The 20,301-nt window shown below is 34.6% G+C and carries 13 protein-coding genes and 2 pseudogenes; 7 read left to right on the top strand and 8 right to left on the bottom strand.

Translation table 11 applies throughout. The features are described 5' to 3' along the window. Positions 1–101: 101 nt before the first annotated feature. The 3 genes from atpE to P3F56_RS02165 form a co-directional block, all read right to left on the bottom strand. Positions 102–347 carry an ATP synthase F0 subunit C gene (gene atpE, locus P3F56_RS02175; protein WP_267384598.1) on the bottom strand — a complete coding sequence of 82 codons (246 nt, stop codon included), beginning with the start codon at positions 345–347 and terminating at the stop codon, positions 102–104. Between the two features lie 328 nt (positions 348–675). Then, positions 676–1,422, bottom strand: coding sequence for a F0F1 ATP synthase subunit A (atpB, locus tag P3F56_RS02170; RefSeq protein WP_281153173.1), 747 nt, complete (start codon positions 1,420–1,422; stop codon positions 676–678). Positions 1,423–1,478: 56 nt separating this feature from the next. Next, positions 1,479–1,901 (bottom strand): ATP synthase subunit I, encoded by a 423-nt coding sequence (locus P3F56_RS02165; RefSeq protein ID WP_281153171.1) that lies wholly within the window; start codon positions 1,899–1,901, stop codon positions 1,479–1,481. Between the two features lie 833 nt (positions 1,902–2,734). Here P3F56_RS02165 and psaE point away from each other — a divergent pair. Together psaE and P3F56_RS02155 are read left to right on the top strand one after the other, a co-directional pair. After that, positions 2,735–2,909, top strand: a pseudogene (gene psaE, locus P3F56_RS02160) (photosystem I reaction center subunit IV). Positions 2,910–3,056: 147 nt separating this feature from the next. Beyond that, on the top strand, positions 3,057–3,905 hold the full coding sequence (locus P3F56_RS02155) for a DNA-formamidopyrimidine glycosylase (RefSeq protein ID WP_281153170.1): 849 nt from the start codon (positions 3,057–3,059) through the stop codon (positions 3,903–3,905). 713 nt (positions 3,906–4,618) lie between these two features. On the opposite strand, the gene P3F56_RS02150 is transcribed toward P3F56_RS02155, so the two are convergent. Further along, positions 4,619–5,281 (bottom strand): DUF2301 domain-containing membrane protein, encoded by a 663-nt coding sequence (locus P3F56_RS02150; protein WP_281153168.1) that lies wholly within the window; start codon positions 5,279–5,281, stop codon positions 4,619–4,621. A gap of 408 nt (positions 5,282–5,689) precedes the next feature. On the opposite strand from P3F56_RS02150, the gene P3F56_RS02145 reads away from it, so the two are divergent. The 3 genes from P3F56_RS02145 (at position 5,690) to P3F56_RS02135 (ending at position 10,349) form a co-directional block, all read left to right on the top strand. Then, positions 5,690–6,385: a COP23 domain-containing protein gene (locus tag P3F56_RS02145; RefSeq protein ID WP_281153167.1), complete on the top strand. Its 696-nt coding sequence runs from the start codon at positions 5,690–5,692 to the stop codon at positions 6,383–6,385. Positions 6,386–6,947: 562 nt separating this feature from the next. Then, positions 6,948–8,288: a tRNA (N6-isopentenyl adenosine(37)-C2)-methylthiotransferase MiaB gene (miaB, locus tag P3F56_RS02140; RefSeq protein ID WP_281153165.1), complete on the top strand. Its 1,341-nt coding sequence runs from the start codon at positions 6,948–6,950 to the stop codon at positions 8,286–8,288. A 708-nt stretch (positions 8,289–8,996) separates the two neighbouring features. Beyond that, the gene (locus tag P3F56_RS02135) at positions 8,997–10,349 is read left to right on the top strand and encodes a DUF3370 domain-containing protein (protein ID WP_281153163.1); all 1,353 of its coding nucleotides are present in this window, start codon (positions 8,997–8,999) and stop codon (positions 10,347–10,349) included. A gap of 786 nt (positions 10,350–11,135) precedes the next feature. On the opposite strand, the gene rpiA is transcribed toward P3F56_RS02135, so the two are convergent. The 3 genes from rpiA to P3F56_RS02120 form a co-directional block, all read right to left on the bottom strand. Continuing rightward, a complete protein-coding gene (gene rpiA / locus P3F56_RS02130; RefSeq protein WP_281153161.1) occupies positions 11,136–11,846 on the bottom strand; it encodes a ribose-5-phosphate isomerase RpiA in 711 nt (236 codons plus the stop codon). A gap of 122 nt (positions 11,847–11,968) precedes the next feature. After that, the gene (locus tag P3F56_RS02125; protein WP_281153159.1) at positions 11,969–12,454 is read right to left on the bottom strand and encodes an RNA recognition motif domain-containing protein; all 486 of its coding nucleotides are present in this window, start codon (positions 12,452–12,454) and stop codon (positions 11,969–11,971) included. 1,087 nt (positions 12,455–13,541) lie between these two features. Further along, on the bottom strand, positions 13,542–13,706 hold the full coding sequence (locus tag P3F56_RS02120; protein ID WP_281153158.1) for a hypothetical protein: 165 nt from the start codon (positions 13,704–13,706) through the stop codon (positions 13,542–13,544). A gap of 3,036 nt (positions 13,707–16,742) precedes the next feature. Between P3F56_RS02120 and P3F56_RS02115 the strand changes: the two genes are divergently transcribed. Further along, positions 16,743–17,912 carry an S-layer homology domain-containing protein gene (locus tag P3F56_RS02115; RefSeq protein ID WP_281153156.1) on the top strand — a complete coding sequence of 390 codons (1,170 nt, stop codon included), beginning with the start codon at positions 16,743–16,745 and terminating at the stop codon, positions 17,910–17,912. A gap of 162 nt (positions 17,913–18,074) precedes the next feature. After that, positions 18,075–19,135: pseudogene (locus P3F56_RS02110) on the top strand (photosystem II q(b) protein). A gap of 150 nt (positions 19,136–19,285) precedes the next feature. On the opposite strand, the gene gcvH reads toward P3F56_RS02110, so the two are convergent. After that, positions 19,286–19,681, bottom strand: coding sequence for a glycine cleavage system protein GcvH (gene gcvH, locus P3F56_RS02105; RefSeq protein WP_281153154.1), 396 nt, complete (start codon positions 19,679–19,681; stop codon positions 19,286–19,288). Positions 19,682–20,301 lie beyond the last annotated feature (620 nt).

Raw genomic sequence — 20,301 nt, 5'->3', positions numbered from 1 at the left:
GATGTTGTCTGAGTTGACATTAGTAAAAGCAGTAAGGCTTGTATCGTCTCTTTTCGCTTTTTGCCTTCACACAACGCGCGTCTCTACTGTTTCAAAACCGCTTATGCAAAGGGGTTAGCGAAAAGTAAAACTAGTGCAATAACTAGACCGTAGATGGTTAAAGATTCCATGAACGCTAAACTTAAAAGTAAAGTACCCCGGATTTTGCCTTCTGCTTCTGGTTGACGGGCAATTCCAGCAACTGCTTCTCCAGAAGCATTACCTTGTCCAAAACCAGGTCCGATAGCCGCTAAACCGACAGCGAGGGCGGCAGCAATAACTGAAGCAGCAGCAATAGTTGGATTCATTGTGATTCTTCCTTTTTTATTGACAGTACAAATTTCGGAGTGAGTTGTTTAGATTAACAACTACGTAGGGTGATGTTCCCAAGCAATGAATAGTTATTGACCGAAGGTTAGAGCCGGCTCCATCGTCGTACGGCGGCGGAATGCTCTTTGATTCTCGAGGAAAAAAGTCCCACTAGTCAACCCCTATGTGCTTGAAGAGTTCAGCAATTCTCGATGTTGAATTGTGAAAATGAACCCATCTGATATTGTCCTATGTTTTGGGCATATTTCAATAACAGATCATATTCAATTTACGACGCTCGATTATTGCATTAATCCCTTATGAGGGTTAATGTCCTTCTTCAGATTCGATCGCCTCATGAATATAAGCCCCCGCTAAGGTGGCAAATACTAAGGCTTGGATCGCACTGGTGAATAATCCCAAGGCCATAATAGGTAAGGGAATGAACAAAGGCACTAAGAAGACCAATACCGCCACCACTAATTCATCAGCGAGGATGTTTCCAAACAAACGGAAACTTAGGGATAAAGGCTTGGTAAAATCTTCTAGGATCTTAATTGGTAAGAGAACAGGAATTGGTTCTACATAGTGAGAAAAATAGCTCAGTCCTTTCTTGCTTAGACCAGCGTAGAAGTACGCTAGAGAAGTTAGTAATGCTAAGGCAACAGTGGTATTGATGTCGTTGGTAGGAGCAGCTAATTCTCCTTCTGGTAGTTCAATGACCGCCCAAGGAATTAACGCACCTGACCAGTTGGAGACAAAGATAAATAGAAACAAGGTCCCAATGAAGGGCAACCAAGGCCGATATTCTTTCTCTCCCAATTGATTTTTAGCCAAGTCTCGCAAAAACTCTAGGACATACTCCATGAAATTTTGCATTCCACTGGGGATGCGTTGCACATTCTGAGTGGCGGCTAAGGATGCGATCACCAAGAGGCCAATTACGAACCAAGAGGTCATGAATACTTGTCCATGAACCCGATAGTTACCAATTTCCCAGTACCAATGCTGACCGACTTCTAATGAAGCAAGAGAAAATGTTTGTACAAAACCCAAACCATCTAACATTGTCATTCGGTGAGATTTATTTACTTAATCAAAATACGAGAATGGTTAATTTCCTCGATGCCCTAAGACCTTGGCTCAGATTCCGGTGTTAAAACACTTTTGAGCATATAGGCGATTATGGCAGCTTTATAAGTCAGAAATCCCAGAAAAGTTGGGAGGATGTGCATTCTCTGCCATTGACTAGCCACAACGATTAAAATCACAAATAATCCCATTCCTCTAGTTCCCATCCGTCTGTTGACTAAACCAAGTTGTGCTACATCCCCGGCTAATAGTTTTAAATAAACAATGCCGACAAAAGCTCCTATTAAGTAATTAAGAGCCGTATTTAGGGAATAAGCAGTCCAGACACAGATAAAAATAATCCCCGTCATAGACACACTCAATAACAACAAAGTGCGTTGCAATTGATGGTAATCTTTCATGGGATCAACTGGGGGTAAAACGGTTTCAGCCGTCGGGGTTTGACGATCAATCACGGGCATAGTTTTAGGCAAATGAAGCTATTAGAATCAATCTATGAAGCCAATAGCGAACCGTCAGCAATGATATCATGGAAGGGGACCGGTTTTGACATTACCTTCACTAGAGGTGAGGGATTTTTGGAATCACCATAACCAGTTCAGGTTGTTCTTAACTGCTGGCATTACGCTATAGTTGCCCAGTCTTTCAATTAACTCCTTCAGCATAAAATTGTTTTTTCTTGATAAGTATTTTTTATAGCAAACTTTTAGAGGTAAGGAGATAGAGAAAATTTGATGAGTAAAAAAATAATTATAGTAGTGAAAAATTCACCGTATACTTCTCAACTATAAGCCGAATCAAGTTGACTGTTAATTATTTCTAACTAGTCTATCTTTACCTTATGAACACCCTTATTAAGTCCACTATTTATCATCTTCTGAATTTGAACTGCTATTCATCTCAACTGATATAGAAATAGTAACTCACTTAAACAATTAGGGTCCATTACAGAGAAAAAAAACTATCCTTGGTGCGTTTAGTCTATCCCTAGAACATTTCATCTATTATCTGGGTCTTAAGTGAAATATCGATAAATTTAGCTTTTTATCTGTTAAGAACCCAAAAGTTACTGAACTTACAACTTGAACGATTTATTGAGTTAGTGGTGACTACCACTTCAGCTACACAATTAGCTTCTAACTTAGAACTATCAGCCCAAAAGTGCGTCACTACCTCTATTTAATTTATTTTATCGAGGTAATATGGTCAAATTTACAACAAAACTCAAAATTTTAGCCATCAAGATTTTACTATTTAATAGTTACTATCCAATAGTATTTAGGAGGTTTAGGCAATCTCAGAAGATATAGGAACTGTTACTAGTGTTGATAAATCTGGAATCATCTATCCTGTCATCGTCAGCTTTTATAAGGTTGATTCTAATAGCTTTAGCGGCAATCTTACGTGACATTGACATCAACAACTTTGCTGAAAATGAATTAGACATCGTATTCTTTGGCATCCGCTAAGTAAGAATTTCTTGACACAAGGTTGATGTTATAACTGAACTGATTAGCATCTGAACCTAGGAGAGTAGAAAACACGAAGTAAGCACTCTTAAATAAGAGTACTTAGGCTAGACTGTTGTTGTCAACCATAATTTTTAGGATAAAATTGTGCCAGAACTTCCTGAAGTAGAAACTGTTTGTCAAGATCTTAATCGGTTAACTTTAGGGACAACAATACAGGGTGGCGAAATATTACTAAATCGTACTCTTGCTTATCCTTTATCGGTTACGGAATTTTTGACTAATATCGTCAATGTCACCGTCAATGGATGGGAGCGACGCGGAAAGTATTTATTAGGAAAATTGAGAAAAGAGTCGGGTAAAAATGGAGGATTTTTAGGTTTTCATTTACGAATGACTGGTCAGTTGTTATGGTTGAACGAACTTGAACCCCTACAAAACCATACGCGTTTACGTTTATTTTGTGGTAGTGGTCAAGAGTTACGTTTTGTTGATATTCGCACTTTTGGTAGACTATGGTTGGTTCCTCCAAACCAAAACCCAGAAATAATTATTACAGGGTTAAAAAAATTGGGTCCTGAACCTTTTTCCGAGGAATTCTCTTTAGGTTATTTGACTGAAAAATCAAGAATTAGTAAACGCAATATTAAAGCCCTGTTATTAGATCAAGGTACTCTGGCAGGATTAGGAAATATTTATGTAGATGAGGCATTATTTAAAAGTGGCATTCGACCAACTACAATAGCTAAAAATTTAAACTGTAAACAACTCCAAAGGTTAAGAATATCAATTGTTGAAGTGTTGAAAGAGGCTATTGAAAAAAGAGGAACGACCTTTCGTAATTTTCGAGGAGTGACAGGCATCAATGGTAATTATGGAAAGATTGCCTGGGTCTATGGTCGCACGGGGGAACCCTGTCGAGTTTGTGGAATAACCATTGAACGTGTAAAATTAGGGGGACGTTCTACTCATTTCTGCCCGCAATGTCAAAGGTAATTTGTTACACTCACCTTTGTCATTTAGAATACCTCTCATTTCGATCCTTCCTAAAGAAGGATGTAAAGTTGGGACTGCCATGGTCTGAGAAGTCACTGTTGTTAGTTTTTTATGATACGTTTGCACCCTAGTCCTGGAAACTCAAATTTAAGATTTTGTTATGGTAGTATAAAATTACTACCACTTTTTTTGTAACTAGTGGTCCCATGATTTAAAGCCTTGAAGTGCTCCTGAGCCTTAGTCTTGAATATAAACTTAAAAAACTTTAAACGAATTATCTATTTTTACCCCTAACTTAGTGTTTGAAATACAGGCTTAGCATTTTGCTTTAAGGTTGATTGCAGTATATAAAATATACAAGATTAGGCTATATATCTTTAATGTTTTGTTGGTATCGGCAGGGCAACTGTGTCAAGGATAAATTATGATAGGAATAAAGAGTGGCCTTCGTAATCATCTTTAAATTGAACTAAGATAACCAGTATTTAACCCCCATAGCTGAGAGGTAAGTTTGGTTGACTTTAACGATAGAATTGATTACAGAAATTATTTTGAGGAAATCCAAACTTTATTGGCAACAGAACCAAACATCAGCCTTAAAAAGTTAAAGTTCACTGAAGTGTTTTGTATGTATATGAAACTATACTGAATAGTTGTTGAAAGATAGGAAAATTTAAAGGATTAAAAGGTCGACTTCATCCCTTACCCATTCACTACGAAGATGATGATATAGAACGTTGTTGTTCAAGATAAGTGAATACGGATTTATCACCAATATCGGGGGGAATAGCTTGAATTGCCTTGCGAAAACCAAAAATAATAAATAACAATCCCCAACTTGCTAAAAATACTGCTTTTATCCTAACCGGTAGAATCCCCGTTAAATGACCTAACAAGAGACTGGGAACTAAAAGAGTCAGAAATTTAGTTTCTAAACGATTAAAACAAAAGGCTTCTTTAAAGAAGATGCCTGTTAAAGCGGCAAAAGTAAAACCAATCCCAAATAAAGTTGAAGGATGATTATAGACAAATAATGCTAGAGGATCAGAACTTCGCCAGGCGATGATTAATGCTGTGATTGTCCCAATCATCCAAAATACCTGTAATAGTCGATGGAGAGGGCGGAGATAAATGTGAATAGTTGCTAGACTAATCCCTAATCCCACTGAAAACATCACAAATAATAGGCTCAGTAAGTTTAGTACCCAGGGTTGTTCTCCAACGATTAACACTAACAGGGTGGCAATCGCAAAATTGAAGGCCGCTAAACATAACCCCAAACGATAGATGATGACCTCTGTGCGATCATTTGGAGTAATAATAAACTCCCCAAATTGTCCTTGATAAACAGCTAGTTGCTCAGTTCCAGTTTTCATAAGATCTTTTTGCCAATCCTAACTCAATTTAACTCCTAAATTTTATTTTTATCCTCTTAAATTATAAAACCAATATTAATTTTTAAAGTGATCTCTTTTCTGTGTACTAGCATTCGGTCTTGAACTATTTTTAGTTATGGGAATTGATTTAAGAAGGAAAATCTTAGTTTCTTAAATCAATTGTAAAATAATGCTATGATTGTAAGTTTTGAACATAATGATAAGGCTAGAATGTTTATTGTTGTAGACAAGGCGCGTAGGTTAAGGCGTGACGATTAACGACCTGTACGATGTCATGTGTGAGGTGAGGAAGTGGAACTATCCTGAAGCCTTTTAGCTAACGGGAAGTTCTATAAAAATATAGCAGTAGCTATTAATCACTGCTTCTTACACTCTTTGGAGGTCAAAATGGTTAACAATTCAGTTAAAGTTGTTGCGGCAAGTGCATTAGCCACCCTTGGTTTACTAAGCACAATTTCTGGAGCTCAAGCTCATCCTAAATATCCCCAGTACAACATGGTCTCAGAAGGATTTCCTTCTAGTGTAGATTGGGACAGTAACCGCGCAGTGATTCCCCATGTTCAAGAAAAGGTTGTTTTTACCTGTCAAGCTCAAGGGGATGGAAGCTATGTAACTGTGGAAAAAGCAGTACGGGAAACAATGGATCCTGATCACTACCCTGTTTATACCACGGAAGATGTTTCTGCTGAGTATGGTCTGGATGGTCAGCCCATGATGGTGTGGACAGCAACCCTGCCTTCCAGCCACCCTGATGGAGCTTATATTCCAGAAAGTCGTTGTCAAACCGTTAGTGCTCGCTTAACCAATCTTTCCTACGCCTTTGGTTTAGTTACCCCCGAACAGGTAGCACAACTTAGCGAATCTAGCTTAGTGGGAAAAGTTAATGGAGAACGGGTAATCTTCCTTTCTCATGATCCCGAAAATGCGTCCACTAGAAACGTAATCTTCACCCTCAAGCCTGAGAACGCACAGCAAGCAGCTACAACCCTAACCCAATTTAAAATTGGTGTTTCTGGCGGTATTGCCGAAGGGATTGGTGGTCCTGAACTTGCTGTTGAGGAATTACCTCCTGTTGTGGAATAATTTCAGATTTTAGGGAAAGGACATTTCAATTATGTAATTCTTTCTTTCCTATTTGATTCGGTTAATCTGCTAGAGAGTAAGCTCTTATGCTACTCTCTACTTTTACTTGTAAGCAATTCCTCTCTTTTCCAGGGACACTCACAACTAGCTACTTAGATGGCAAACAGCTTAAATTTCTCCCCATTACCGATGTATCAGTAAATTATAATCTCCATAATTAAGACAATCCCTTAACCCGACTAGTTAATCTCGAAAATAATGCTTGTCCTGCTCAAATTGCAAGGCCATTAAGACCCCCGATCCTAAAAATGTCCATAAGCTTATGAAATACTGGACGAATATCAAGAATGATTCTTTCTAAGAAAATTACATTACTTGCGATCTTTCCCATTTTAGTTGTTGATATTCTTCACTGAAAGTTAATTTGAAGCCTGGTTGTTTTGCTGTTTGATTTGAGTTGTTTTTATCCGTTTTAGTTTCTAGGACAAGTCATGTGGATGGTGAACAGCTTATAATGGAGGACTAGACTCTTCTAGAAAATATCTAGTCTGCAATCTGCACTATGGCTTCTTCCCAACGTTACTACCACATAACTACTTTTGGCTGTCAGATGAACAAAGCTGACTCGGAACACATGGCAGGTATTCTCGAAGATATGGGGTTTATTTGGTCAGAAAATCCTAATAATGCTGATTTAATTCTCTACAACACTTGTACTATTCGGGATAATGCCGAACAAAAAGTCTATTCGTATTTAGGAAGACAAGCCAAACGAAAACACCAAAACCCCAATTTAACCTTAGTAGTGGCTGGTTGTGTTGCACAACAAGAAGGGCAGAAAATCTTGCGTCGGATTCCTGAATTAGACTTAGTTATGGGACCCCAACACGCTAACCGTCTAGAAGATTTACTACAACAGGTCTCCGATGGGAATCAAGTAATCGCAACTGAGTCCATCCATATTGTTGAAGACATCACAAAACCCCGTCGAGAAAGTACGATTACTGCTTGGGTTAATGTTATCTATGGCTGTAATGAACGTTGTACTTATTGTGTGGTTCCTAATGTACGTGGTGTGGAACAGTCGAGAACTTCAGAAGAGATTTTAAAAGAGATAAAAGTCTTAGGAGAACAAGGATACAAAGAAATTACCCTCTTAGGACAAAATATTGATGCCTATGGACGAGATTTACCGGGAGTGACACAAACAGGTAGACATCTACACACCCTAACAGATTTACTTTACACTATTCATGATATCCCTGGAATTGAGCGCATTCGTTTCGCCACAAGTCACCCTCGTTATTTTACCGAACGTTTAATAGTTGCTTGTCAGAAATTATCTAAAGTATGCGAACACTTCCATATTCCCTTTCAGTCAGGAGATAATGAAATACTTAAAGCCATGAAACGGGGCTATACCCAGGAGAAATATCGCCGAATTATTTCTAAAATTAGGGACCTTATGCCTGACGCTTCCATTAGTGCTGATGCTATTGTAGGGTTTCCTGGGGAAACAGAAAAACAATTTGAAAAAACCTTAAAATTGGTCGCTGATGTTGGATTTGATCAACTTAACACGGCAGCTTATTCCCCCCGTCCCGGAACATCTGCAGCCTTGTGGGAGAATCAATTAAGTGAAGATGTTAAGAGTGATCGCCTACAACGTCTCAATCATTTGGTAGCACAAAAAGCTGCCGAAAGATCACAAAGGTATTTAGGCCGTATAGAAAAGGTATTAGTAGAAGGTCAAAACCCACAAGATAAAACCCAAGTGATGGGACGAACTCAGGGCAATCGTTTGACCTTTTTCAGAGGTGATATTAATCAATTAAAAGGGCAAATTGTTGAAGTAAAAATCACTGAAGTTCGTGCGTTTAGCTTGACAGGTAATTTAGTTTAGGAACTGTTTTTAAATTCAGGGCAACATCAACCAAGAGTTTTAGGCATACTGAACTGAATATTTAACTTTAAGCCTAATTCTTGAACTATTGTTCGCGATAAATTATAGAAAAGAGTCGGAGAAATCATTATTTTTCTTGAGATAGAACCTTAGTTAACCCTATGTGATAGAGTTATACATTGGACTCTCAGATGTAGTTAGATATAGGTTGATAGAAAACTTTATTGGTAACTAACGTGAGTCATTTCCTAGAGGGAAGTATATCAGTCTGGTTAGAGTTATAGTTTTAAACTTATTAGGAATTTCAGAGATTAATGTACTGACTAAAAGTGTCCTTGTCGCGACACTAGTTGCTGGAGCCATCAGTTGTATATTAATGAGTTGAGTCTACTGGAAATACTTAACCATCAGTGGTCCATAAACAGTTATCAAGACAATACTACCCTAATCTAAAATTAACTTAACTGATAACTATAAGGAGAAAGAAGATGACATTAAATCGATCTCACGCTGATAATCCCACCCAACTGTAAAATTCCCTAATTAAAGAATTACTATTAAAACTTTATTAAAATTTCAAGCATTGTTATAATTTTATTTAGGACGATGTCCTGCTAAACTCAAAAATTTAATCATCAGTTAGACAATATTTATTATTAATCCCTCACTTGCTTCAAAAGATGACGTAAAAAGTTTAGATGAATAAACATGGTAATTCCCTTTATTATCTTTGCCCAAACTCTTCTGATTTCCTCTCAGCCTTCTCAAGAAATTGTTCAATCCCACCAGGTTTATCCTTTACCAGGAAAGCTAAATTCGATTCCGGTTTTTAATAGTAATAGTCCTGAATTAGTTATAAATGAAGGAATTTTGCTGTCTACCTTTCCTCCTCAAGGGAAAGTCTATAAAAATGCCCATTTAAATTTTCCATTTCCTGGAAAATTCGATATTTTTGTCCATCATGTAGCAAAAGCCCAGAGTTTCGATAATTTAAGTACCCTATATTTAGGTATATTACTCTATAATCCTCGCCAAACTCAAGTTAACTTAAAAATTATCCACGGAGCTAGTTATCTTAGTCAACCCGATGCTCCATTTATTAAATTACCGTCCCAGGTCGAAGATTCCCTGGGAATTTTGTATGCTGGGCCTGGAAGTCGTGTAATGGGAGATATTCTACGCCGTCACCGCCAGGACATTTTTCCTCCTTATTTGATCATTCATGGAAAGAAAAGTCGAATATTAGTGAATTTACCTATTCCCGTGAAAGATCTCGATCCTCCTTTAAACGGACGATCTACTTATGTTCGTCTTGAGACTAATGGTAATGTCTATGTGGCGAGTTTAGCGAAATTTGCTCCTCTTGATGAAAACGGAAAAGAACGACCACCTACTCTACAAGAATGGAAAACAGTTCTACAAAATGGAAATTTAGTGACTCCCCGTGACCGCCCTCCTACTCCCCCTGGGACTGAACCCATTATTTATGGTCGAGTGGCAGGTGTCTCTCAAGGCTCTATCTGGCAAGGAAGACTAACAAATCGAGGAAATTGGTTGGCAATTCCTCCTAAAGGTTCAGCTATCTCCTACCCATTAAGCTCCTTACAAGGAGGAACTCTAGGTACCAAGCAAGTACAAAGTGCGCCTATGTTAGTCCGTTATCCCGACACCGCTTATCAAGCTCATGGTAACTATGGAATACAGTACAGCCTAACACTACCGTTATATAACCCCACCTTAGAACCTCAAACAGTTACAGTTACATTACAAACTCCCGTTAAACAAGATAAACTAATTGGAGGGTTAAGTTTCCTTTCTCCTCCTGCTCCACAGGTATTTTTTCGAGGGCCAATTAGCGTCCGTTATCTTGATCCAATACAGACTTGGCAAACTCGTTATTTTCATATCGTTCAACATAGAGGAGAATTTGGCAAACCTCTTGTCAAACAAACGATTCTTCCCCAACTATGGAAACTGGTCAGGATAAATTTCCTCTATCCCCCTGATGCTACTCCCCCTCAAGTGTTGACGGTGAGAACAGAGAGTAGTTCACAGCAATAGGGAAGACAGAACTGGGGCGGTATATACTCCACAAAAAAGCTCCCCTATCTCCAAGAAAGTTAAAATAACTCAGATAAAGTCGATGTTGTCCCATGAGCGTCTATAAATTTTATCCTGGATTGTGTAAATGTCATTTGACCTACCATAGCCCAGGTTTGAGCTCATCACTTAAATAGATATCCACTATTTTTTTAAAAAAAAATTAAAAAAATTTTGGCATTAAGTTCTAGATAAAAGAATTTGTCTTTTTATAAAAAAAAGCAAATATGTTTTGTTTATCAGAAGATGACCATTGTGTTTAAGCTTATTTCGTTCACTTTTATTAACTGCCTTATTGAGCTTTATGACCACTCTGTTATTATTAGGGGCAGAATTGGCATAACTGTTGGCTGTTAGTCATATTTCTTGAGTTGTTAAGCCCAGTTAGCTAGAAACAGCAGAACTGCTGATGTTTTGATCGGTTTTTGATGAGGGCTATCCTATTCAAGGAATGTTGACGATAGGCACCACTTACAGCACAGTTGCAGGATTATTTGATGTTTATAATTTTTATTTCTATCAAGATGTACGAGGTCATTATTTAAATTAGAAGTCTTTCGATCTTCATGCTCATGTCCTCAAATCGGGAATAAATATTTTTTCACAATTTTTACTGTTGCTCCTCCATGACACATAAATTCTATTCAAATTGTCTTAACACAAACTAAAGAATAGCCTGGCAGCATAACTCCCCTCGTTTGTGAAAAACGGGGGGATTGATGTTAATTAGAAAAAAGCAGCTATAGTTTATAGTTCTCGTACTATCGGCTTACCGTTGATAATTTCTCCTACTAAGACCAAATCAGTTATCCCAACAAACAAACCGTTTTCTAGTACCCCTGGAATATTGTTAATGGTAACTTCCAAGGTCTCCGGATTGTTAATCTCTTCAAATTTGACATCAATAACTAAATTTCCCTGATCTGTAACCACAGGTCCGGCTTTTCTGACTCCCATTCGTAGTTCCGGTTTTCCTCCCAATTGTTCTAATTGACGCATAACAGGAGTTACCGCTTTGGGGATTACTTCCACAGGTAATAGACAAGTTGAGCCCAATTTATCTACTAGTTTATTACTATCAACTACTACAATAAAAAATCTGGCTAAGCTGTCTACTATTTTTTCTTGGGTGTGAGCAGCACCACCTCCCTTAATTAAGTTTTTCTGCGGATCAACTTCATCGGCGCCATCAATTGCAATGTCAATGTGATCAATCACATCAAGGGTAGTCAGGGGAATATTGTATTTTCTGGCTAGGACTTCTCCTTGAAAGGAAGTCGTCACCCCAACAATATTTTTTAAATCTCCTGATTTGAGGCGTTCTCCAATGTATTGAATGGCATAGGCTGTTGTTGAGCCTGTGCCTAAGCCGACAATGGAATCAGATTGAACACGGGCGACGGCGGCCTTTCCCACCTCTTGTTTCATGAGCACAACAGGATCATTGGTCATTGACATGCCTAAACTCCTTAACAGCAGACTATTTGTCTGGGTTTTTAGATTTCAACCTCAAGAATAGAGGATGAGTAATTACTTAATCAACCATTGTTTATGAACCCATCCTTTACCCTAACGTTATTCTAATTAGATGAAGTAGCTAACATTTCCTTGAGCTTAGCTAACTCATCAGCCCAACGGGGATCAGGTTGAAAGCCATCACCAGAGGAACTACTACTACTACTACTACTACTACTACTACTGCTTTGAGTACGAGACCGTTTTTTTGCACCACCTTTTTTCGATGATGACTTCGGAGACGGAGCTGAAGTTGGAGTCAACTTTTCCTCTTGTTTTTCTTCTTTGCCTGTATTTTTAGCTCTCGGTAAAGCTTTTTCAATCTTGAGAGAACTGTCCATGAAAGGTTGACCGTTATATTTCTCAATAAACGCATCGGCCAACTCATCTGTAGCTACAGTGACAAAAGCAAACCCTCTACATTTTCCTGTTTTGCGATCTTTAATTACTTTCGTAGACATAATTTCACCAGCATCAGCAAACATTTCTTGCAAAGCTTGGCGTTCGATAGGTTCTTTGGGTAAGTTACCGACATATAGGCGAATGGGCATGGGATATACCTCCATTGGTTGGTTTAGAAAAAACTCATTAGCTTAGCACTGATCAGCCATATCGAATATAACTTACGTAGAGATCTGGACGAAAATTTTCCAGAGATGCATCTCCAGAAAACCCAGATTGTTGCTAGTAATATAAGCTCGTGCCGTCAAAATTGCCTTACCTCTAACTGTGCTGATGGGGTGATCACTGACGATTTTGTTTTAATTTTGAACAGTTCTGCCAATGAATAGGGACTTTAAAATACACTGCCCTCTTAGATTATTACAGATTGTTTACAGTATTCGTCAAATAATTTGAAAGAAAGTTATTCGAATTTTCTGATTTTTTGAGTAGATATACTTAATATTTTGTTCATGATGAGTAATTTTTTGAAAAAAATCTTGCTAAAAACAATGTTATATGCTTGTGTTTTGACTCATAAAGGTTATTAATTTGATATAAAAAACTATCAAAGCTAAAAATTCGTGAAGTTAAAAACTAATAAGCGAGATATTGTGTGTAGCTATGGCTATATTGCTTTTTTTTAAAAAAAGCACCTTTGTGGGGTTAACTTTATTAGGGGTAGTATAAATAAAGTTTTTACTCTTTTTAAGAGCTCTGTATGAAGTCAAAATTTTCTAATTCGAGCTTGACGTAACGGTTTGAAATGAAGTGGATGTAAGATGCAGCGGTTCAAATGAGCCAAGCACAAGCTTTGTAATTCCTGATGTAGGCGTTATGGCTGCTAATGATTGAGATAAATGTTGTCCGTAATTTGGCTAATTAACTTAGTACTTAATTGTTTGACTACTAAGTTAATTAGTAATGTAATTTTTAAGTAAAAAAGTTCACTATGAACGTAAATGCTTTTAAGTTGTCATTAGAACAACAATTGTAGCCTCAATGTTTACAGAATAAGTTTCAAGATTTAGAACAAAAATTAATGGTTAACTATATGGTTAAATACCATACAAAAGTTAATTATGCAAGATAATCTCATTCAAGATCTAATTCTAACTATCTAATATGGACAGTCGGAATTAAGAAAATCTTCATTATTAAGAAAATCTTCATTATTAAGAAAATCTTCATTTCAGGTCAAACTTCTTTCCGAATAGAACTTTGACCTGAAATCTTTGAATGGAGATAACCACAGAGGAAACTCTCTGTAATTGGTCGAATGTCCAAATGGAATTCCCAAAAATTTCTTGTCGTATGGTGTGAAGTTTCTGAGCGACATAGAGGAGAACAATAGACTGCCATGGACAAAAGACACATTTAGAGTCGTGGTTGAGATAAAGTTCTTATCCTAATCTATCTTCGATGTCGAAAGAAAGCTGGTATTTTACTAGTAAATTCAGTAATTGTATTTGAGTGCGTCTTCAAAGTAATAAAGAGACTTATACAAGGTTAAAAGATTGGAGTTATAGTTTTTTCGACAATAGAATCGAAGTTTTAGAGCTCCAACTTTCTCTGATTGTCCAAATAAGATTTTTATATCGAACTTTTAAAAAACAATCTGATTGCGGATGTAAGCGTCACGTCTTAAAAGACGAACTTAAATATGAGGTGTATGAAAACATAAAGTGATCGCTTGAACGCTGAAAATAAAGAGTAGAAAGCTAATAAAAAGAGTAAATTATTAAAATAGAAATTCCGACGGCCGAATCTAAATATTTAGGCTGTGATTGCTCATCTAAGCTATTGGGTTTAATTATAGAGATAGCTAAAAATCAATAAGTCTCAATCAAAAAAGAAAAGTACCAGTGAGTTAAAAGTCTAAAGATAGAGAAAAGTAGAAGAATAATCTATTTATAAATACTATCGTTTATTTAAAAAACTTTAGAAAAGTATATTTTTAAATAAAACATCTCAAAAAGATATCATTTGATTTTATCAAGATAATCAAGATTTAAACGAAGTTAACAAAAGTCCAGTTTTTAAACTGAAGATAACTCATCAAGTTATTAAACTGTACCACCAAGTACTAAAGTGATTAGATAGGATAAATAAACTCATTTTATGAACTAAATTTTTATTTATTTTATAAATTTTTATTTTGATAAAGTCAATGAAAGAAAATAGTAGATTAATAACTGATATGATACCTTAATCATTAAGTTTTTTTAAAAAATCGTACTTTGTTATTAGAGCATCTAGAACAAAATCTGTTCTTACTTTTCTAAAAAAACTATACTTATAGTATAAAACTAATCATTTAAATAATAAATTTAAAAGCCTTAAATCTATTATTGATATTTTTTGCTGCATCTTAACTTATATTTGATATATATAGAAAATATTTACTTTAATTAAATATATATTTTCATTTTACATAAATAAAAATAATAAAATTTTGGCATTAATTAGCTAATCTTAATAGTTCAAACAATTGTTGTAACTACTATTGGTGTTTGTTAATTAAATTATTAATTATTTTTCGAATTATTGTATATTTTAAATAAATAACTATATTTTGTATCCCTAGCTTTATTTAGTTTTTCTACTTAATTAGACTCTGATAACAGTAGTTATTTTTACTAGTATTTTACTTTATTGTAATGTTTATTTAAATAAACATTACAATCTTTGATTGTCTGGAATATATTCAATACCATTAAAGCTTGTAGTATTCTTTTTGTTTCATTCTCATAAGTTCACTAAAAATATATATTAATGTATTTAGATTTTATCAGATTTTCTTTATATAAGCTTCTAGTTATTCAACTATTTTTCAGGTTTTATATATTTATATATCTTGTATATTTACTTCCTTGGCTTATTTGAATAAACTGATGCTAAATCATAATTCAATTATCTTTCTTGCAAAAAGATATTGATAATTAATCTTTTATAGCTTTATATTATTTTTAAATTTAAATTAAATTTTTTAAATATTATTTAAATTTTTTAGCCATGGTATTAATACTTTTGTTGGTATCCTCTACTTTTTTACTTTAAATATTAAAATATATTTTCTTTTATTTTTTTAAAAAACTAACTTTTCTATGAAATTATTTGTATGATAATTACATGTCATGTGATTATTATTTTTCTTAAAGTGAAAACCTTTTTTACCCAAAATAAATCTATAACAGTTAGCTCATTATTTTAATAAAATTTACCAGTCATTAAACCGCAATAAATACAAGTTTATGTTGGGTCTATTTCTATCTTATTTTAAATCTAAAAATAGCTTGTTATTAGTCTTTTTGAAGACAAAACCTCATTTATTTAACTTAGTTAAGCAGTTGACGCTATAGATATCAATTAAGAGAAAATATCGAGTTTAGCATAATTAGATTTAAAGACAAAGCTTATTGTTATATAGATATAATAATACTTGTTCATAAAATTATTATTGATTATCAAACTCTTAGAGTAACTAATAACTTAAAATATTCCTGTTATGACTTTATTTTAAAATGTAATGAATTTGATTTTTATGAGAAAAGTTCTTAAAGTATTTTAAATTTTAAGAATTATGAACTTGTCATAGCTAACCTAGAATAACTAGAATTTATTTGCTGAGCAGTTTAATAAGTCTAAAAACTGAAATTTTTAGACTTATTAACAGTAAAATGTTAGTTACCAGCATTACTTTATAAGTAGGATTATAATTCAATATTAATTGAGTAAGTAGATGAACTATTCTAAATATAGAATAGAAAAGTAGTTAAAAAGATTGTTTACTAAATATCAGTATTCTTAAGTCCTAGCAAGATAGATTATCTAATTAAAATAGCAAAATTTTTTTAGAGTTTAATCGCGTCTATTCTTTAAAAAATGAGAAGAAAAATAAAAATATATAAATTCAAATAGAAGAAGATAACAATAGATTTCTACTACAGTAGAAAAAACTTGATATTCAGAATATTAAATATACTTTTATATAAAAAATTATAAATATTCTTTTAAGATATTAAAAGAATAGCAGTATTTTCTAAACAAATAAAACTTATTTTTTGCACAAAAAATAAGTTTTATTTGTTTAGAAAAGCCAAAAAAATTAATTTTATCAAGTAAAACAATTACATGTGATAAAAAATATCTAGATAGATAATTATCTATCTAGTTCTATTAGATAGAAATATACAAAATGATTCTTCTTTCTTAAATTTTGTTTAAAGCTGTCTAATTATTCTGTTACTTACTTTACAAGAACAGTAATACTTGAGATAAAAAAATAATTCTATTTTAGATACTTAGAAGAAATATAATATCTGCTTCCTCTACTTTTGCTGCAATGCGCTAGTCTAGATAAACGAACTCTTAACTATTGAGGTATCGTTTAGGCTTATGGTTGTGATACGTTACAGTATTTTTGTTTCCTTAATAGGACTATTGACAGCGTGTAGTGGAATCGAAGGGTTAGAATATAGATTTTCTGGAAATCCTAAATTAACAAAAAATTTAGAAATTTCCCAAGATTTAACGATTAAACTTCCTGATAGTTTTCCCTCGGAAATTCCCAAATATCCCCAAGCTATTATACAAGAAATAACTCAAGAAATCACACAAGACAACGGGGAAGTTCGTTGGAAAACCGATGAACATACTGAGAAAATAAAGAATTTTTATCAACAGCAATTAAAGTCACGAAAATGGGAAATTATTCAGCCTTTTTCGTCTGACTCTCAAGAAAGTTCATTAATTGCTCAAAAAGATAATCTAAAAATTAGACTATCTCTATTTCCTAGAAAATCAATAACAGAATTTACCATTGAATATAAACAGGCTAATACGACTAAACTAAATAATAGTTTTTCTAACCAGCCTTCAACTTTTATTAGTAAACCCACTAATTTTTCTGATCTTAATCAAGTTCCTGAAGCTTTGCGTACTTATGTTCAAGATTTAGCAAACTTAGGTATTTTAACTGCTAAAGAAAATAATCAATTTAACCCTAATGAACCGATTACCCGTCGAGAATATGCACGATGGTTAGTCAAGGCTAAAAATAAATTTTATCAAGATTCCCCTGAGCAACAAATCCGTTTAGGGTTAAAAAATGCTCAACCGGCTTTTAATGATGTTCCTTCAAATGACGCTGATTTTCCCGTAATTCAAGGACTAGCCGAGGCAGGGTTAATCTCTTCGCATCTGACAGGAGACAGTAACACTTTCTTATTCCGTCCTGATGAATTGTTAACACGGTCTGATTTGATTATTTGGAAAGTCCCTTTAGACATGGGAAAAAGTTTACCTAAAGCTTCTATTGATGGGATTAAAGAAACTTGGGGGTTTCAAGATACTACTCAAATTGGTCCTATAGGATTACGGGGATTATATGCTGATTTCCAAAATGGAGAACAGGGGAACGTTCGCCGTGTCTTTGGTTATACAATGCTGTTTCAACCCCAAAAAACTGTAACTCGTGCTCAAGCTGCAGCCGCCTTATGGTACTTTGGCTATCAAGGGGATGGTATGTCAGCCGAAGATGTTTTAAAGCGAACGGGGAATAGTTAACAGAAGTCAATTACAATAAAAGTTTATAACTTCTATTTAGAGTTTAAAATTTAATAAATTGTTTGACCTAAAGAAGTAAATTTACTTAGACTCTAGATTTAGACAACATAGTCATTGCTAAATTACCGACTTTAAATCTTGTGATTTAGTAGTCATTCTTCCATGACAACAACTTTACAAACTAGAGAAGATATTTCTCTATTGAGAAGGGTTTTGTCAGTGGGCCACCGGCACGAATAACTGTCTATGTGTCGGTTGGTTTGGTGCTGTTCTTATTCTTATTTTTATTCTCACCATTCTTACTGTAACCATTTGTTTTATTATTGCCTTCATTGCGACTCCTCCAAGCTCAGATACTCTTTATCTGACTATGGATATCGATAGTATTAGAGAACCTGTAGCAAGTTCTCTCCTTGATAGAAAGGATATTCTTTTTGGAGCCTTTATCCATTCATCTAAAACTATTAGATGGCACTTTCTTTCATCCCATTTAGGAAATAGTCTCCCTTGATGAGTTGCTGTGTAATGGAAATCACTATCCGTTAGTAATTTTCCATTTTCAGATTATGATTTTCTGTTGGATGAAAAGACAATGAGAACTCTATTAACTGTCTAGGGATAGCTCCTTAAATTTTTATTGCTTATGGTATACCTATTTCTAGCACAACCACTGTCTTTTTCGTTTATCCTAATTAGTCGAGGATCCTTCTCTGATGGAATGCTCATAGAAATCAGTAGAACCTTTCATTTCATAGTTATGTTTTGAGCAAAATACAATATTCTAATACACCAATTTCATATGTTGGGGTTATTAGTATATTTAGTGGTGCACTGTTTTCTGCCATGCACAGTAGTTTAACCACTTCTAGCTTGATACAGGAAACCACAGAAACCGAATCTCAAAACTATAGTTACAAGTTTAGATAAGAAGAAGAAAACAATAATATTGTGGCTATTAACAGTTACTTCCTCCGCTTAATCTTTTAATGATAGCTGTAGCCTACACTTCTTTTTTTTTAGGAGCCTGGCCAGTCATTAGTACCTGGTCAACAGCAATGGAAGTCAACATAATGGCCTTTAACCTTGAATAGATCTAATTTCGACCAAATCAGTATTGAATTTTTTAAGATCGTGCGATTAGTATCTAGACCGATGTCTTAAACCGTGCGGGAATTGAAAGAATGAGAATAATGTACGAACGCAACGCTCACAACTCCCTCTGAGATTTAGCTAGTGATGATCAAACACCAGTAACTTTGACAGCTTCTACTATTCATAACTAACATTTCAACTGTATTTGATTTTAAGGTGTTCCCATCATAGAGAACACCTTTGTTTTGGTTCATTTGTAGCAAAGTAACATATCAATAATGTTATTCTTCTCCTTCTACTTGAGCTTGATATTCACTAGCGGATAAAGTATTGTCCAAGTGATCATCAAGATGTTCAACCCGAACTTTGAGTAACCACCCATCTCCGTATGGGTCATCAGCGATTTGTTCAGGAGTTTCAACCATCTGTTCATTGCGATCTACTACAGTCCCTGATACTGGAGGATAGAGATCTTCAGCGGCTTTTACTGATTCAATTGCCCCAAAAATTTCTCCAACCTCTATCGAATCTCCTACCTCGGGTAATTCCAAAAACACTATATCTCCAAGTTGTTCAATCGCATAAGCACTAATGCCAATAGTAGCGATTTCCCCATCTAAACGAATGTATTCATGGGAGTCTAAGTATCTTAAATCATCGGGATATTCCAAGTCCATTTTTCATTCTCAAATTCACAGCAAACGTAAGTTTAACACCGCTAATGCTGAAGGAGATAGAATTATTGTTACAAATTTTAAGATAGATCTTGTAATTTGTAGCAAGGAAGACAAGCTACTCTTATAAACCTGTAATCATCTGCGGTTTTTTATGGATATACTTTAGTTGACACTTTCTTATTTTTTAAATGGGAGAACGTCATTCCCTTATTACAAACAAGCCTATTTCCTAGTTTTTCTTATGGCAAGAGAATACAAGATTTTTTTGAATAATGTTGATAAACAAGATATTTACTAAGATAGTTTGGATAAACTGCAGTTTTTTGATGGTTAATCTTTTGTCTGTTATAGTCTTCCAAATTTATTTTATCTATATACTTTGCCTTATATAGACTATGATAATTTCCTCCAAATATACTTTATAAAAAGTTAAAGCATTATCTGAAAATAATTAAATTCCTAATTACTGATAGTTTTATGAGTAGATTTAAGTTCTTGATTCTAGAGGTTATCAATCTCCTGAATTAGTTAATTATTCATAAATAAAAAAGTCGGTATTATTTCTTTACTAGGGTCGATATAGGCTTAAATTTTAGCAAAGCTTGTTTCTACTCTAATGT

Origin of the sequence: cyanobacterium endosymbiont of Epithemia clementina EcSB (assembly GCF_029919255.1) — a bacterium.
Classification (GTDB): Bacteria; Cyanobacteriota; Cyanobacteriia; order Cyanobacteriales; family Microcystaceae; genus Rippkaea.
This window is presented reverse-complemented; position numbering and strand designations above follow the sequence as displayed.

Bases quoted from the DNA above. Each gene is read 5' to 3' on its own strand.
- gcvH (WP_281153154.1), bottom strand. From the start codon at position 19,681: ATGGACTTGGAATATCCCGATGATTTAAGATACTTAGACTCCCATGAA.
- atpB (WP_281153173.1), bottom strand. From the start codon at position 1,422: ATGACAATGTTAGATGGTTTGGGTTTTGTACAAACATTTTCTCTTGCT.
- P3F56_RS02145 (WP_281153167.1), top strand. From the start codon at position 5,690: ATGGTTAACAATTCAGTTAAAGTTGTTGCGGCAAGTGCATTAGCCACC.
- P3F56_RS02115 (WP_281153156.1), top strand. From the start codon at position 16,743: ATGGTTGTGATACGTTACAGTATTTTTGTTTCCTTAATAGGACTATTG.
- miaB (WP_281153165.1), top strand. From the start codon at position 6,948: ATGGCTTCTTCCCAACGTTACTACCACATAACTACTTTTGGCTGTCAG.
- P3F56_RS02150 (WP_281153168.1), bottom strand. From the start codon at position 5,281: ATGAAAACTGGAACTGAGCAACTAGCTGTTTATCAAGGACAATTTGGG.
- P3F56_RS02120 (WP_281153158.1), bottom strand. From the start codon at position 13,706: ATGGCAGTCTATTGTTCTCCTCTATGTCGCTCAGAAACTTCACACCAT.
- P3F56_RS02165 (WP_281153171.1), bottom strand. From the start codon at position 1,901: ATGCCCGTGATTGATCGTCAAACCCCGACGGCTGAAACCGTTTTACCC.
- P3F56_RS02125 (WP_281153159.1), bottom strand. From the start codon at position 12,454: ATGCCCATTCGCCTATATGTCGGTAACTTACCCAAAGAACCTATCGAA.
- rpiA (WP_281153161.1), bottom strand. From the start codon at position 11,846: ATGTCAATGACCAATGATCCTGTTGTGCTCATGAAACAAGAGGTGGGA.
- atpE (WP_267384598.1), bottom strand. From the start codon at position 347: ATGAATCCAACTATTGCTGCTGCTTCAGTTATTGCTGCCGCCCTCGCT.
- P3F56_RS02135 (WP_281153163.1), top strand. From the start codon at position 8,997: ATGGTAATTCCCTTTATTATCTTTGCCCAAACTCTTCTGATTTCCTCT.